The organism is Laceyella tengchongensis (assembly GCF_900182735.1).
Taxonomy (GTDB): Bacteria; Bacillota; Bacilli; order Thermoactinomycetales; family Thermoactinomycetaceae; genus Laceyella; species Laceyella tengchongensis.
The window spans coordinates 123,575-139,357 of the sequence record NZ_FXTU01000004.1 but is presented as its reverse complement, the minus strand read 5'-3'; the positions used below and the strand labels follow the sequence as shown (position 1 = coordinate 139,357).

Below are 15,783 nucleotides of genomic sequence, written 5' to 3'. Positions count from 1 at the left end.
ACTCCCTTGCTATGTCAGACCGTTCTTCTTGCAGGGCGTGATGGTTGCGGTTACTTTTTGGAGACTCCGTTGATCAAGTAATTGCCCCACTCACGCATGGCCACCACTTCACCCGCTTCAGCCGCTTTTTGCAACCAAAGCTCACCTTCTTCGATGTTTTGCGGGAAGGTGATGCCATTGAGCAGACGGTAACCCAGAATCCGCATCGCAATTGGCTCAGCCGCCTCAGCTGCTCTGCGAATCCAGACTTCCCCTTCTTCCAAGTCTTGCTCCAAACCGTCACCTTCCAACAAGCGGTAACCCAAGATGCGCATGGCCACCGGATAATTGGCTTCAGCCGACAGTCGTAGCCACTTCTCCCCTTCGACTGCATCCTGAGCCAATCCTTCTCCTACGATCAACCGGTATCCAAGCTCCATCATCGCCCACTTGTCATTGGCCTCGGCCGCTCTGCGCAACCACTTTTCACCCTCAACCAGGTTTTGCCGCACCTTGTTTCCTGTCAAAAGCAGGTATGCCAACTCCGCCATGGACCATACATCCCCCGCTTCGGCGGCTTTGATCATCCATTTAATGCCTTCATCCTGGCGCAGGCGTTCCTTCTCTTCATGAAAGTCCAGCACTTGCCCATTTCCTTGTGCTTCTGCCTCTTGGTTTTCATGTTCAAATTGACTCACAGCCCAATCTCCCCCTATAAAAAAATGAATAAATACCTTTCAACGATTCTATTATACTAAACCTGCACTGATTAAAAATCTTAATTTTGTAAAATACAAGTCAAATTAGGAACGATTTAACGCTGAACATCACCTTTTGAAGCAGGTAACACGAAAAAATGTTTCCGGCGCGCGCTACATGCCGCTTACCAGAAACACTTCCTCTTGCGATCAACGTCAATGAAGCGATGCATAACCCAATTTGCGAAATGCCTCAGCAATCAGCCGTTGCCCCTGGTCATTGGGGTGGACACCATCCCAAAAAAGCAATCCTTTGGCACCTGGGTCTTGATCATGATTCGGGCCATTAAAGGCATCGTAAACCTTAGCTACGTCATACCCCTTGGTTTGCCGCTCGTGAATATGGCGGTTGATCTCATCGAGACAAGGCTTCAATATTTCAAACCGGGTTTTGCTTCGGTCTGCGCCGAGGGCATGCTTGTCTTCATCGACAAAGGGATTGTACACATCCATCGTCCGGTACAAGGTTGGTTGCCCAGCGCGCAAGCCTTGGATGCTGTCGACGATCTGATCCCAATTCCGCTTGAAATGAACAACAGCTTGGCGCAGGCAGTCCTCTTGGTCAACGCCCCCGCACGTCCCTCTGATATAGCGGTTGCGCGCGCCAAGCAGATCATTGCCGCCGATATTCCATGTGACCACTTGGGCGCTGGCAACCGCATTGCGCAGATCTGCATCCGTTTGTAACGCGTTGGCCAAATCGGCGCTCGTCCAGCCATTTACACTCTGATTCGTCAACAAAACATCATTTCCCGTATCAGCTGCGATATAATCCCGGTAGCGATACACATACCCATACCAAGAACCAAAACCGGTGCCAAGCGAATCACCCAAAGCAGTGTAGCGCCAGGTGGTAGCGGCAAATGTCGGAGAAGTGGTCGACAGGAGTGAGAAAAGGGTTGTCATCAACACCAGCAGCAACAGGCGGCCTTTGTTCACAACAGTCACCTCATTTATATCGAGCAGGGTTTTATGCTTATTTTTATCATATTATTCTGAATAATTATTGGTAACACCCCTTTCACCTCCCGGCCGGCCGCAAGTGCATGTACGCATCCTACAGCCGGCAAGCCGTTCACTGCCGCATCATCCATTGTTTCTCCTGTTTGACACCTTTTCGCACATATCGATTCAAAGCCAGGACACTAACTGCGGACAGAATGACGAACAATCCTAACCCAACCCAATGAATCCCCCACCATTTGGGACTGGGCAAATCCTCGAACACGATTTCAAACAAACCGCTAAACAACGCCATGGGAAACCCAAAAATCGTAATTAAGTTGATCAGCCGGCCGGCGCGCAATTCGCTGTGGCTTTTGATGATGTTCTCCAATTCGGACACCGTGTTGTACAACTCATTAAGCTGCGTGCCCAATCCCCATCTCTTCTTCACTGTCTCACGGAATCGGTCGAGGTAATAATCTACGGAAGATGGCATCGTCGCCAATATCTTGTTGCGAATCTCCACCTTCTTGACGGTAATCCAGCGATTCAGCTCCATCAACTTCTTCCCGGACAGGGTTTGATTTTGCCGCAACAGCTCCTCCACCGACTCCATCACCTCCGCACATTCTTCGCGGATGCGTTGGAATGTGTTCACCCTGTCGACCAGTTTTTTCACTTCTCCCGCATAAAGCGCAAAATCAAGCGGTTCGCTGTTCCAATCGTCCAGGATCAAGATGCCACCAGGATGAATGAGCGCATAGCCGCACGGCAATTCAATAAAATCAAATGAATGCTTCGGCGGCAAGGGATGGATGGGTGGCACCCGGTTCTGGTATGTGCCTGAAGCGCAAACCGCCAAATATCGCTGCATCGTCGGCGAACTGACAAACACTTGTTGTTTCCCCAATGAATTCCACTTGGCGGCGATAAATACTTTTCCGTTGTGATAAATAGGTTCGCACTCATAAATGTTGCAAGCAGCCCCGATGGAGCCATCGGCCAGATAAGGGTTCACCTTAATGGAGTTAGCAGGGTTGTACAACTCCCATATTGCACCGACCACCTCGGCCCATTCCAACTTGGAGCCCATGGTGCCATCATCCAACTGCCGCGGCGCGAATAAAGCGGTCATGTTTTCGTTGGAAGCCATCCATGGGCGATTGGCCGGTGATCGCTCCGGAACCAGCGGTTGGTCGCAGGGACGCTCGCCGCCCCAGCGCTCATCCTCCATCTCTTCCAATTTTCGCCACAAATCCTGTAGATGGAGATTCATCGTGGGGTCAACTTGGATCACCATGTCTCGACCCGTCCCTTTTAGATCAGGACGGTAGATAGCGATAAACTGGAAACCTGACTGGAGCCAAGTCCGTTCTTCATCATGAATCAGAAAGGATTTCAACAAGCCGATGTTCGTGTTCTCCCTAGTGATAAAAGCATCGACCAGCACGGTTCGGTTCGCATGGATCACTGGAAGCTCTAACTGCGTCACCGTCGCGTTTTTCAAGCCTTGCAAATATTTTTGATACTCCAGGCGCAAATGGGTGATCGCCGCATTGTATTCTTCGATGTGATCCAGCTCAGGCACTTCATATGGCGCCACCTCTTCCAGAAGCAAAAGAATGACCAAATAAAGGCAGGAAAGCAACCCACGTTGCACATGCTCCGGATCGATCCGCACCGCCATCTCCCCGGTCGCGTGCAACTGTTCTTCCGTCACATAGGAAGCGTAAGCCAAGGCACTGTGTAAGCAACCCCAAGATTCAAATGGTTTCCCCGTGGTTTTCACATCACCCATTTCCCAACGGATGCTGTAATCCAGCCACTCCAGCGGAAACTCTTGCGCATCCACTCCCTGATGGCGGCAATAAAACAAGACAAAGGCCAAACAGGCGTCCGGGGAGAGATCGGCAAAGAAAAATTGCAACTGTTTGACCGGTAAATGGCGCCGTAATTCCAACGAGGGGAGTTCCCGCACGAATTCGGTTGTTGAACCGACCTCCGTTCCCCAATGGGTTAACATCAATCCATTTGTCGGAATGGGGAACTCATCGGCAAAGAGGATTTCATGTTCTTCCTGAACCTTTCGGTGGGGGGCGTAAGTGATCGACAACTCTTCCAATTCGTCATACAGTTGTTTCAAACATTCGTTCAGCTTCATTGTTGTCACCCATATTCTCTCTTTTTTTTGGCGTTTTTTCGGGCGACGAAAAAGCATCCACGCTAACGTAACACTTCCTCACCGCCCAATTCACCCAGCCCATGCCGCGCCGCTTTTTCCAACAGCGGAGAATGGCGCTCAGAAGACATCATCACCAAATGATGCAAAGCCCGGGTGCAACCTACGAACAACAGTTTAGCATGGAGCTCATCTACAGGATAGCGCCCCTCATCCACTTCCACCAAAATGACGGCGTCAAACTCCATTCCCTTGGTCAAATAAATAGGGATCACCGAAATGCCCCCGTGATATTCAGCCTGTGTAGAAGTGATCAGATGCGCCTCCACCCCTTGGTCGCGCAACTCGGCCGCTATTCTCTCACTCTCCGCTTCTGTCCGCGTCACCACGGCCACGGTGCCAACCCCTCGCTCGATCAAGGCCTGCACTTCCCGAGCCAACAACACATTCCGCTCCGCCGCCGACACGGACAACATCCGCACCGGGTCCCCACTTCGATAAACAGGAGTAGCCACTGCCACACCTTTGGCATAATCCCGGACAATCTCATTGGCAAACTGAATGATTTCCATGGTTGAACGATAGCTCTTGTTTAATTGCACATACCGGCACGTGCCTTTTGCAAATAAGTCCATCAATTCGCGCCACTCAGTAATCCCTTTATGGACATGGATGTTTTGTAACAGATCGCCCAATATGGTGAAAGAGTTGCTTTGGCAAAACCGTTGCAACACCGCCAGCTGATAAGGAGATACATCTTGCGCCTCATCGATCACCACATGATCAAACGTATTTTCGTTAGAAATCCCGTGCAACGCAACATGGATGTGCAGCAAAGGAGCCAAATCGGTAACGCCGATCCGCTTTCGTTTCAACTTTTGGACAAACGCCGCGGGTGGCGCAACATCGAATTCGGCTGACTTCGTGCTGATTAGGCGCAGATACCATGACCAAGGAGTCGGTTGAGGCCATGCCTTCATATAGGTGCGCAACCGCTGGTTGGCTTGTTTGCGAATCTTCCCCCGCGGATCGATATCACGCAACTCTTTCAACTCCATCTCCAACCAGCGCTTCAATCTCGCAAATACGCGTTCTTTCCGCTTCAGGAGAGGATAATGCCGATACTCTTCCGCAAACCAACGCCGGATCTCCTCCGCTGGCAACACCTTGCCTTCCCAAGGCGAAAACGGCTTTTCCGGCACAAACGTCGCTTCCAGCTCCGTCAAAGACGCCGCGATCCGATCATGAAACGCAAGGCTTCCTTTATATCGGAACCAGGCCAAATCCGCTTGATCGACGGTACCCCCCATCGCGAATTCATCCGCCCATTCCTTTTCCACAGGCGGCAGCTCGTCGTCAAAAAAGTCATAGGCCCAATCGACAAAGGTGAATTGCTGCACATCGCCCACGCCCAATTCAGGCAACACGTCCGAGATATAATCGACAAACATGCGGTTGGGAGCAAAGATGACAAACCGTTCCGCCCGTAGCTGTTCTTGATACTGGTACAGCAAATAAGCCAAGCGGTGCAAAGCGACCGTGGTTTTACCACTCCCCGGCACCCCTTGGATTACGAGCGGGATGTTGCGTTCGGCGCGGATGATTTGGTCTTGTTCATGCTGGATCGTGGACACGATATCCCTTAAGCGATTGTCTTTCTTTTCACCCAAACGGTAAAGCAAAAATTCATCCACCATCCCGGATGACTTTTCCCCGCGCACATAACTGTCAACCACCCGCTGAATCTGTTGCTTGCGAATCGCGATATTTCGCTTCAAATACACCGTCCCCTCAATCACTCCTTCAGGGGAGGTGTACTCAGCGCGGTCCGTCTCTCCTGTAAATGAATAAAATAGACTGGCGACAGGAGCCCGCCAATCAATGACCAGCGGCGCGTTCTCCTTGTCATCCTGCACGCCGACTTTGCCGATATAGAGCGGTGTCGGCTCGTCTTTTCCGTCCTCTGCAAAATCTAATCTTCCAAAATAAGGCTCATTTCGGGCGATACGCAATTGTTTTAACCGATTTTGCCGTTGATTGTCGAGCGCCTGTTCCACCAAGTCCTTGCCTCGGTAACGCGGAATCCCCTCCAACTCGACCAGCTGCTTTTCGATTTTTTCCAGCATCACTTGCAACCGGGCTTCTTCCTGTGCGTAAGCCTCGTTCAACCCTACCACACCCCTTCACTTTTGCTTATTAGGACAGTGAAAAGCACCCGCTCTGCGCTAGGTGCTTATGCTATAGATGTATCCGTTTTCAATTTTGTGTCTCGAAAGACATCATCGGAAATATAGCATAAAAGAACAAAAGCCAAAAATCAATAGATGATCTTGCCTAACAACTGATCCTCGTGGATGGTTCCCAGTCGGCGGCTGTCAAGCGTGTCCAGCCGGTCGTCGCTCAACAGATAATACTCATCTTCGGGAATTTGGACAGGCGCGGTGTCGATAATGCCTTTGGCTCGGGCCACGTAAGGCTCACGCACCAATTGCCCGTTGATATAGACCTTGCTATCTTTGATCTCAACTTTTTGTTTAGGCAGGCCGATCACCCGCCTAACCAGCGGTTTGCCCGAATTTGAACGAAACACGACCAGATCCCCTTGTTCCAGGGACAGCGGATAGTTCGCCACCAGGCAAAACTCTTTATTCTTCAGTGTCGGTTCCATTCCGACACCATGCACCTGGTAAATTCCGAAAAACAACCGCAAGCCAAGCGCCAGGCCGGCTAAACCGATAATGGCATACAACAAAAGGTGGAGTGTTTTGGGTGAATCGGACAAATGGGATCCCTTCCTTTGTCTCTACATGTGTGATGGCGTTGGCAACGACACTTTCTTTTCACCATAATATAACAATGGTTAAAAATAGTCGAACATTTATTGAAGTATAATATTAAATATTATTCCTTTTAAAATAATTATTTCTTATCTCCATGCACTTCGTCTATCCGCTATCATGTGTTACAATGCCATGGAGAAGTTTTCTAGGGTTCCGTAGCGGCTTTGCTAGACTGGACCGAGAGAAAACGCACGGCTTAAACCGTGTACACGGAGGGACAAAAGCCCGGGAGGATATCAACTAGGATACCTCCCGGGCTTTTTACGTAATGATTTCCTCCCCATTCGCCTTTCGTTTTTCGAGAGCGTGTCTGGTGAATAGGCCAGCGACTCCAAAACCATTTTCTCATTCGCTTCACGCATGGCGAGGCGCTCCTCGAGAAAAGGTTTTTCCGCCGCTTCTTCCCTACCAACTTGATTTGCCAGACACACCCTAATGTAACCAAACCCATACAAAGGAGGCTAGCATCTTGGCTTGGTTTTACTTGCTCATCGCAGGCGTGTTTGAGGTGGTATGGGCGATCTCCCTCAAACAGTCACATGGCTTCACCCGCCTTTATCCATCCTTGATCACCATCGGAGGTATGATAGTCAGCTTCTTCTTTCTGGCTTTGGCAACCAAAACATTGCCCATCGGCACCGCGTACGCCATCTGGACGGGCATCGGGGCAGTAGGGGCAGTGTTGTTGGGAATCTTCCTATTCAATGAACCGCGCGACCTTAGCCGCCTGTTCTTTTTGGGGCTGATCCTAGCCGGCATCATCGGCCTAAAGCTATCCGCGCGCTAAACGGGGCCTTCAGCGTTTTTACCCATTCAACTTCTGTTGCGTCAATCACTGACAAATTGTCCACTCAACCAAAAAACGCCCTTGCAAATTCCGCCGACCTGCGGGTGCCCCTCGACGGTTTGCGGCGCGGACACCACGTCAATCGTCCCCCCCAGCGTCTTGACCAACAACGCCCAATAATCTTGGCCGGAATACGCGTTGGTTTTCCGCTCACATGCCAGCACGCGGCCCGACAGCATCGCTTCTGCCCGGGGTTCGCCGCCTCCATCCGGATCAGCAAACAACCCGGTCGGGATGAATGATTCAACCGCCATCGGCATGTCCGGATCATTTGCGGCTTGATACTCCGCTTCATTCGCATAGCAACTCAATTCATAAGCAAATGCGGCGATCTGCACGGATACCGTCTGCGGCAACGATTCCAAGCGGCGCATTGGCCCATACTCCGGCACCTCGAACAAGAAAGGATAATCGCCCCGCGCTTCCTCCCCCACCAGACCGGCTTTGGGATTGGCCCAGGCGAAGTAAGAGAGCTCCAACGGCAACTGATCGCGGGTCAGCACTTTTTCCAGCCGGGCAATCATCCGCCCCTGCCCCCGATAATGGGGATGGAGATCGATGATACGCCCTTGCTCATCGATCGGTAACGTTAATTGCTCCCCGCCGGGCAACAAATACTCCACATAGTGGCTGTCCGGCGTCTTCACTTCCCGCCCAGCCCCCTGCAAAATGTGCTGGTCAACCAATGCTTCTATATCGTCGTCTGTGGCAATGTGAAACCCAATGCTACGGTAATGATTGGACACGTCATCCGCTCCGTTTCTGTTAAAGTCGAAGTCCATTGTATACGAAGACCCACTACACGCGCCAGCCGCTTCCATAAAAAACACGCCCGGCGCATTGGCGGGGCGGGCCTCCCCTCCGGCGCCAGTGGGTTTCCCGCCTGGGCCGATTTACTTGATTCAAGCCAGCGAACATGGTAAAGATGAGAGGTGGAGGGATGAAGCGTGAGACTAAAAGTGATGTTGTTAAACATGCACCACGGCCGCGGATGCGATGGGCGGTGGGACATGGAGAGGGTTTTGCATGTGCTCAGAACCGCAAATGCGGATGTGATCGGATTGAATGAAGTGGATCGGTGCTTTTCCAGACGAAGTTGCTATCTGGATCAAGCCCATTGGTTGGCCCAACGGCTGGGGATGCACCATTTATTTGGCAAAGCCCAAACCCTTGGCCCCGACCGCCAATTTGGCAACGCCATTTTATCCCGTCTACCCATTCTCGCGTCACAAAACCATCTTTTTCGAAGCCGCATCGCCGAAAACCGGTCATTGCTGGAAGCTAAGCTGAAGTTTCATGGGCGGGCGATCAAGGTTTATCTCTCCCATCTCCCTCTCAATCCTTGGCTTCACCGCAAGCAGACAGATTTCATCCTGCATCGGGTGACACAAGAGACCCACCCTGTCATTCTGATGGGCGATTGGAACATGCGCCCCGATTCCGCCGCTTGGCGAAAGCTGTCATCCCACCTGACGGACATCAGTCGAGCCAGAGGCAAAAAGCCCTTGCTCACCTATCCGGCACCCCATCCACGCTGGCAATTGGACTATATCTTTGTCAGCCCGGAATGGCGAGTGATCCAGGCAGAAGTCTCTACTCCCCTGCCGCAAGCTTCCGACCATCTCCCCTTAATTGCCAAACTGCGGCTGGATGATTAAGTCTTAGACAAAATTTCCTTGACCCGACCCACCTGTCCATCTTGCAAGCGTACCTTGATCCCGTGTGGATGTGTCGGTGAATTCGTCAAGATCTCCTTCACCACTCCCTGAGTTAACTTCCCTGTCCGCTGATCCCGCTTCAACACAATCCGTACTTCCATTCCTGGTGCGATGTTAGCGCGTGTCCGTCCATCCATCTAGTGAACCTCCCATGAGAAAAGCTTGCCATGTGGCAAGGCAAGCTTTTTCCATAGTATATCCCGATTCACCCACCCCTGCGAGGCAGAAGATCACCATCCGCTGCTCCGTCACGGGACAACTGCCCTTCATCGCTAACAGCAATCCCAGAAAAAACTCCCTTCGGGCCGCTCGCGATCGGGCCGGATAAAGAAATATCCCATCCCCGAATCGCCGAAATTGACAAAGTCGAGGTAAGCGATGCCTTCTTCCTTACTGCGGCTCATGAAGAGCGGTCCCTCTGTAGGCGACTGATAAATCGAACGCCCAAGCTGATCCTTCTGCCACAGCTCCGGCGGAATGTTGTCTATCACTTTCAAAAAACAATCGATCTGCCCGGCAAAAGTAGCCGCATCTCCACCCGGCTGTTGGATGAATGTGGGGGTTCCCTTCAGCTTGGTCTCCATCTCAGATAGGCTCGACCAGGCTTTCCCACCTTCCTCCAAGCGTTGGAAAAAACGAACATAATCCTCCGGTGAAATGCCATCCTCCTTCTCCCGCCAACCGACAACAGTAACTGATGGCAACAGCGCGGAGGCCGAAGTGGGTCGCTCCGTCCATCTGCCTGTGCACTGCTCTGCCTCTAGGAAAACAAAGGCATGATCCTCGTAACAGTGATCCCTCTCATTTTGGCACAAAAAAAGATAGACACGCCTGCCCTCGCGCCCGAGATCAATCCGCTTCGGATGATGGGCAAACTGTGCCAGCAAAGGCATCGCCCGGCCACAACTTGAACAAGACGGCCACAACGCTTCCGGCAATCCCCAAGGCCGTCCCCCATATTGATCGACAAAAGAAAAAGATTCGGGCCAACATTCACTCATGACCAAAGTGGGAACGAAGCTTTTCATCGCTGATCAACCCCCGAATACGAATGCATGTTCGCATTTTATTTATTAAAAAAACGGAGGCGGGACAACCCCATTTTTCTTGCCGAAAAAAAGACGGGGAAACGTCCCCGCCTGCGCTTGCCCATAAAAAGGTTCCTAAGCCGATGTTAAATTTTCACTCCAGGTGGTCAGAATCCCCATCTGACCTTTTAAAACACTTTTGTCGTCCACGCTTCGCAATTCCACACATCGGTCACCACGTCACGATAAAACTCCGGTTCGTGGCAGATGATCAGCACGCTTCCTTTATACGCTTTTAATGCCCGCCTCAGCTCATCTTTGGCATCCACATCCAAGTGGTTGGTCGGCTCGTCCAACACTAGCAGGTTGGTTTCTCTGTTGATCAGCTTGCACAGGCGCACTTTGGCTTTCTCCCCGCCGCTTAGCACCTCCACTTTGCTTTCGATATGCTGTGTGGTCAAGCCGCACTTGGCAAGGGCGGCGCGCACTTCAAACTGCGTAAATCCGGGAAACTCATTCCAAATCTCTTCGATGCATGTGTTGTGATTGGCCGTCTTGATCTCTTGTTCAAAGTAGCCGATGTGTAAATACTCCCCCCGTTCCACCGAGCCGGAGAGGGGTTGAATCTCACCCAAGATGCTACGCAACAACGTCGTTTTCCCGATCCCGTTCGCCCCGATCAAAGCGATCTTCTGCCCACGCTCCATCCGCAAATCCAGCGGGCGGGACAAAGGCTCATCATAGCCGATGACCAATTGGCGTGTCTCAAAAATCAATTTGCCGGACGTACGCGCTTCTTTAAAGTGAAATTCCGGTTTCGGCTTCTCCTTGGCCAGCTCAATCACTTCCATTTTGTCCAGCTTCTTCTGGCGAGACATCGCCATATTCCTTGTGGACACCCGCGCTTTGTTGCGTTGCACAAAATCTTTCAACTCCGCGATTTCTTGCTGTTGCTTTTTATAGGCCGCTTCCAACTGTTGTTTCTTGGCTTCGTATACCTGCTTAAAACGGTCATAATCACCCACGTATCGGTTTAGCTGCTGGTTTTCCATATGGTAGACGAGATTGATCACACTGTTCAAAAAGGGAATGTCATGCGAGATGAGGATAAACGCATTTTCATATTCTTGCAAATAACGCTGTAGCCATGTGATATGTTGCTCATCCAGATAGTTCGTCGGCTCGTCTAACAGCAGGATATCCGGCTTCTCCAGCAGGAGCTTGGCCAACAGCACCTTTGTCCGCTGCCCCCCACTCAACTCATGCACATCCCGATCTAAACCGATATCCTCCAATCCGAGTCCTCTGGCGATCTCCACCACCTTGGCATCGATTGTGTAGAAATCGTTGTTGGTCAGCAAATCCTGCAAGGGGGCCACCTCTTCCATCAGCCGTTCCAGCTCGTCCGGAGTGGCCTCCGCCATCTTGGCGTATATTTCGTTCATTTCCGCTTCGATATCAAACAAATATTGAAACGCGCTTTTCAGCACATCGCGAATCGTCATCCCTTTTTTCAGCGCGGCATGTTGATCAAGATAGCCGACGCGCACTTTGGAAGCCCACTCGATTTTGCCCTCATCCGGCTCCAGCTTCCCAGTGATGATGTTCATGAAAGTGGATTTCCCTTCGCCATTGGCCCCGATCAGGCCGACATGTTCCCCTTTGAGCAACCGGAACGACATAGCTTGGAAAATCGCGCGGTCGCCAAACCCGTGGCTTAAGTTTTTAACTGTCAGAATGCTCATGTGCGACACTCTCTTCCATTTATACTGAAGCTTCTATGCTAAAGCTTTCATCCACACCCAATAACCCCCGACCGATCGGGAGCGCATCCATTTGAGTGTAGCATGTCTTTCCTACTAGCACCATCCCGGATTTGTTAAAAACCAAGCGCCAAAAATCGGACGAGGGGGAAGTCATTTGATAGCGGAGTGACTTGAAGCCAGCCTCAAAGCAAAAATCCCCCATCGGCTACAGTTGCCGATAGGGGCTTCACTTATAGGGCCATGGTTGTTTAGATCGTTTCCACGCCCGCTTCTGCGAGCATTTGGGCAGTCAGCACAAACATCGCGTGCGACCAAGTGAGCGGCACTACCCATGCTGGCTCCCCGGTCGCTTTATCGACTTGCTCCGGCAAAAGATCTAACGCTGTGGCATGCTCTACCGCCCAAGTAAAATGTTTTTTGGCTTCGCTCAAACGGCCTTGCAAGATGCGATATTGCGCCAGCCACAAAGTGGTCAGGATCCACGGGTTTCCCCCGATGTACGTATCATCTTCATAACGGCGAATCCCTCCCACCACCGGAGCGGTGCATGTCTGTTCGATCGCATCCGCCGTGGCGACCATCCGCGGATCTTCGGGGTCAAACACCTGGAATGGAACAGACAAACCGATCAAGCTGATATCCTTCACATCATCTTGCGCCAATTGGCGGCGAACATACCCCTTGTCGTCCGTCACGGTGGCGACCAGTTTGCCTTGGGCCACCGCTTCCTCATACTCCGTTTCGCTCACGGAGCGCTTGATCCCACGCAGAAACGTTTGCGTCCGTTCGTCAACTGTGTTCTGTTCCATCCCCCGCTTGATGCTGTCGGCTGCCGCAAGCCAAGCGTCCGCCAAGGAGGCGTGGCCCAACTCTCGCGCGATGGCAGCCGCACCAGTCAAGCCGCCGAACACAGCTGCCGCCGAATACGTGTGCTCCGCTTCACGCTCTTCCCAAAGATCCTTGCTGGGAAGGGGCAATCCCGTCTCTTCATCTAAAAAGTTGAGCAAAAAGGTAGCCCCTTTCTCCACAGCCGGCCACACTTCTTCTAGGAAAGCGCGGTCACCGGTCACAAGAAAATGTTGATGCATTCCCCATAAGATCGAACCGCCTTCATCGATCTGCAACCCCCACGACGGAGCCAAGCGGCCGTCATGATAGTGGCGCTGTTGCCAAGAACCGTCCGGGTCCTGCGCGAGCACCGCCCAACGGTAAAACGCCCGGGATAGCGAAGTTAGTCCCGCTTGGTCAAACGCCGTGGTGATGTAAGCCGCGTCGCGCCCCCAACAGTATGCGTAACCGCCGCAGCGGGTAAAGGCTTCATCAAACTCCGGCGCCGCAATCACGCACCCTGTCTTCTGGTCGGACATCAGCTTAAACACGAGCAACGAACGCTCATAGATCGCTTGCACCCGTTCATTCGCCAGGGCTAACGGTTTGGCCTCCTGCAAGTATGCGCGCCAATAAGCTTCCGTCCGGGCCAACCATTTGTCAGCAGTCACCTGCTTGGCCTCCTGCATGTTGGCAATCGCCTCATGCACGGTCGAGCCCGCGGCCAAGTAGAGCGGCAACACCTGCGTTTCTCCCGGTGCCAAGGTCATCCGAAATGACAGAGCCCCGTGCGGCACCATGCCAATCGCATCACCCGGCAGATAACCTGCGGACGCATGGTGGAATGCATCACCAATCGCATAGCCCGCGCAATCGTTTGCACCAGACAGCGCAAAAGCATACTGGTGGCGGAAATAAAGCAATCCGTCGATCTGCCGCTCAAACGCTACGGTGTTGTACAAGGCATGCTCAGCGATCTGCAGAGAAGCGTACACGAAAAACGAAAGGGACAAGGGCTGTTCTCCCTTATTGGTCAACGTGACATGACGCACTAGCAAATCTTTATCCGGCACTGCGAAGTCGGTTGTCGCCACCACCAAGGGAACATCCCATCCTGTCGCCTGCGTGCGCAGGATGTTGGTTCCGGGCAAATAGGCTTGCTCATGGCTCCACGCTTGTTCATTCTCCAGCCAGCTCGTCGCCGACTGCATTCCGTCCACCAATACCCCCATTTTCATGGTTTCCACATGTTGCGGCATATCCACATGCGGCCACCACAGCCGATGAATTTCGCCGCGGGCGTCCAAAGCGGCCAACATGGAAGAATTACCGATCACAGCATCGTTGAGATAAGGTTTTTGGGTGATGGGCGATCTGTTCATGGATGATGCTCCTTTCGATACAATCGAGATGAGATTTTGGTTGCCGGCGGAGCGGCATGCGAGGGAAGTTTTTCCCCGATGAACGCCCCGCCATCCTTGCGGCGAATGAGGCACAGCGTTGGCACCGACGGCTTGCATCGGCAAAAATCAAAGGGAATCGTCAACATGGGGTAAAAATCTGACCGATTGGCGGATCACCAGCCGATGCGGCACGGTCACATTTGGTTCAGGCACTTTTTCCCCTTGCAATATCCGGATCAAGTGGCGCGCTGTCTGATAGCCCAAATGGTAGATGCCGATATCTACTGTCGTCATCGGCGGATTGCTCAATTCCGACAGCACGATGTTGTTAAAGCCGACGACAGACACATCCTCGGGAATCTGATAACCGGCTCCCACCAATTCGCGAATCATGCCAAAGGCGACCACATCGTCGGACACCACAAACGCAGTGGGCCGGTCAGGTGCGTTCATCACCATGGAGACAGCGTGAAATCCGTTTTTAGGCAAAATGTCTGACGCGATCACCCATTCGTCCCTAAGTGGCAATTTCGCCTGGGATAACGCTTTTTGATAACCAGCCAAGCGGTCGCCCGACACGACCAACTCCGGCGGACCGCTGACAAACCCGATGCGGCGGTGCCCCTGGTTGATCAAATGAACCGTCGCATCAAAAGCCGCGGCGATGTTATCATTGTTCACCGCCGGCACGTCAGGATGCTCAAGGGAGCGCCCCAACACCACAAACGGAAAATCCAACGCTAGCAATTTTTCTATTACGGGGTCCGCTTTGCGGGGCTTGATCAGGATCATCCCATCCACCTGACGCCCCAACACCATGCGGGTAACCGTTTCCATTTCTTCTTTCGGATTATTGGCCGAAGACATCAACAAGTCATATTGTTTTTGATTCGCGCAAGCCAGCATGCCCCGCAACACTTCAGAGAAAAAGGGGTTGGCAAACAGCTCTTCGGCCGAACGCGGCAACACGAGCCCCAACGTTTTGGTGCTCTTGGAGACCAGCTTCTTCGCTGTCATGTTGGGATGGTAACCGAGCGTTTCCATCGCTTGCCGCACTTTTTCGGCGGTGGCCTTGCTGATGCGCGGATGATTAGAGATGACGCGGGAGACAGTAGAAGGGGATACCCCCGCCAACCGCGCCACATCTTTAATGGTTACAGAAGGCATCGCTTTCTCTCCAAATTTGTGCAAACGTTTGTATATCCTATCCTAGCGGAAAGGCCAAAGATTGTAAACCTCCCCTTTTCTGCTACACAAAAACCTTTTAATTTCGCTCAAAATAACACATTTATCGCAAGCTAGCATTAATATAACAAAGAAATATCTAGAAAACAGACGAAATTTAAAGACAATCTCTACATATCGTTGTTTATGCCTTATTTAGGCAATATTTGGTCGTGTGCAAACGCTTTCCAACTCCCTCTTTTTGGTGTAGGATAAGTCATACAGGAGAACTGCCTCATCTCGTCTTTTTGCGAAAACGTTTGCACTG

13 protein-coding genes and 1 riboswitch are annotated in these 15,783 nt (G+C 52.0%); of the genes, 2 read left to right on the top strand and 11 right to left on the bottom strand.

Annotated elements, in window-relative coordinates:
• Positions 1–50: 50 nt before the first annotated feature.
• The 5 genes from QQZ12_RS10130 to lepB form a co-directional block, all read right to left on the bottom strand.
• Positions 51–677, bottom strand: coding sequence for a tetratricopeptide repeat protein (locus QQZ12_RS10130; protein WP_102993354.1), 627 nt, complete (start codon positions 675–677; stop codon positions 51–53).
• Between the two features lie 216 nt (positions 678–893).
• On the bottom strand, positions 894–1,676 hold the full coding sequence (locus QQZ12_RS10125) for an SGNH/GDSL hydrolase family protein (protein WP_284724374.1): 783 nt from the start codon (positions 1,674–1,676) through the stop codon (positions 894–896).
• 136 nt (positions 1,677–1,812) lie between these two features.
• Positions 1,813–3,852 carry a hypothetical protein gene (locus tag QQZ12_RS10120; protein WP_284724373.1) on the bottom strand — a complete coding sequence of 680 codons (2,040 nt, stop codon included), beginning with the start codon at positions 3,850–3,852 and terminating at the stop codon, positions 1,813–1,815.
• 53 nt (positions 3,853–3,905) lie between these two features.
• Positions 3,906–6,038, bottom strand: coding sequence for a HelD family protein (locus QQZ12_RS10115; RefSeq protein WP_431606305.1), 2,133 nt, complete (start codon positions 6,036–6,038; stop codon positions 3,906–3,908).
• Positions 6,039–6,178: 140 nt separating this feature from the next.
• Positions 6,179–6,643 (bottom strand): signal peptidase I, encoded by a 465-nt coding sequence (lepB, locus tag QQZ12_RS10110; RefSeq protein WP_102993357.1) that lies wholly within the window; start codon positions 6,641–6,643, stop codon positions 6,179–6,181.
• A gap of 192 nt (positions 6,644–6,835) precedes the next feature.
• Positions 6,836–6,935, top strand: a riboswitch (guanidine-I (ykkC/yxkD leader).
• A gap of 235 nt (positions 6,936–7,170) precedes the next feature.
• Here lepB and sugE point away from each other — a divergent pair.
• Positions 7,171–7,488, top strand: coding sequence for a quaternary ammonium compound efflux SMR transporter SugE (gene sugE, locus QQZ12_RS10105; protein WP_102993359.1), 318 nt, complete (start codon positions 7,171–7,173; stop codon positions 7,486–7,488).
• 41 nt (positions 7,489–7,529) lie between these two features.
• Here the strand turns inward: sugE and QQZ12_RS10100 are convergent, their stop codons facing one another.
• The gene (locus tag QQZ12_RS10100; protein ID WP_102993360.1) at positions 7,530–8,369 is read right to left on the bottom strand and encodes a hypothetical protein; all 840 of its coding nucleotides are present in this window, start codon (positions 8,367–8,369) and stop codon (positions 7,530–7,532) included.
• A gap of 126 nt (positions 8,370–8,495) precedes the next feature.
• Here QQZ12_RS10100 and QQZ12_RS10095 point away from each other — a divergent pair, with 126 nt between their 5' ends.
• A complete protein-coding gene (locus QQZ12_RS10095; RefSeq protein ID WP_102993361.1) occupies positions 8,496–9,206 on the top strand; it encodes an endonuclease/exonuclease/phosphatase family protein in 711 nt (236 codons plus the stop codon).
• Here the strand turns inward: QQZ12_RS10095 and QQZ12_RS10090 are convergent.
• From QQZ12_RS10090 to QQZ12_RS10070, 5 genes are all read right to left on the bottom strand, one after another.
• Complete coding sequence (locus QQZ12_RS10090; RefSeq protein WP_102993362.1) at positions 9,203–9,403, bottom strand: YwbE family protein; 201 nt, start codon at positions 9,401–9,403, stop codon at positions 9,203–9,205. The genes QQZ12_RS10095 and QQZ12_RS10090 overlap by 4 nt on opposite strands.
• Before the next feature lie 135 nt (positions 9,404–9,538).
• Positions 9,539–10,294, bottom strand: coding sequence for a hypothetical protein (locus QQZ12_RS10085; protein ID WP_102993363.1), 756 nt, complete (start codon positions 10,292–10,294; stop codon positions 9,539–9,541).
• A 188-nt stretch (positions 10,295–10,482) separates the two neighbouring features.
• A complete protein-coding gene (locus QQZ12_RS10080) occupies positions 10,483–12,039 on the bottom strand; it encodes an ABC-F family ATP-binding cassette domain-containing protein (RefSeq protein WP_284724371.1) in 1,557 nt (518 codons plus the stop codon).
• A 269-nt stretch (positions 12,040–12,308) separates the two neighbouring features.
• Positions 12,309–14,270, bottom strand: a complete 1,962-nt coding sequence (locus QQZ12_RS10075) for a glycoside hydrolase family 15 protein (RefSeq protein WP_102993365.1) — start codon at positions 14,268–14,270, stop codon at positions 12,309–12,311.
• Positions 14,271–14,417: 147 nt separating this feature from the next.
• Positions 14,418–15,458 carry a LacI family DNA-binding transcriptional regulator gene (locus QQZ12_RS10070; RefSeq protein ID WP_102993911.1) on the bottom strand — a complete coding sequence of 347 codons (1,041 nt, stop codon included), beginning with the start codon at positions 15,456–15,458 and terminating at the stop codon, positions 14,418–14,420.
• Between the last annotated feature and the right edge of the window lie 325 nt (positions 15,459–15,783).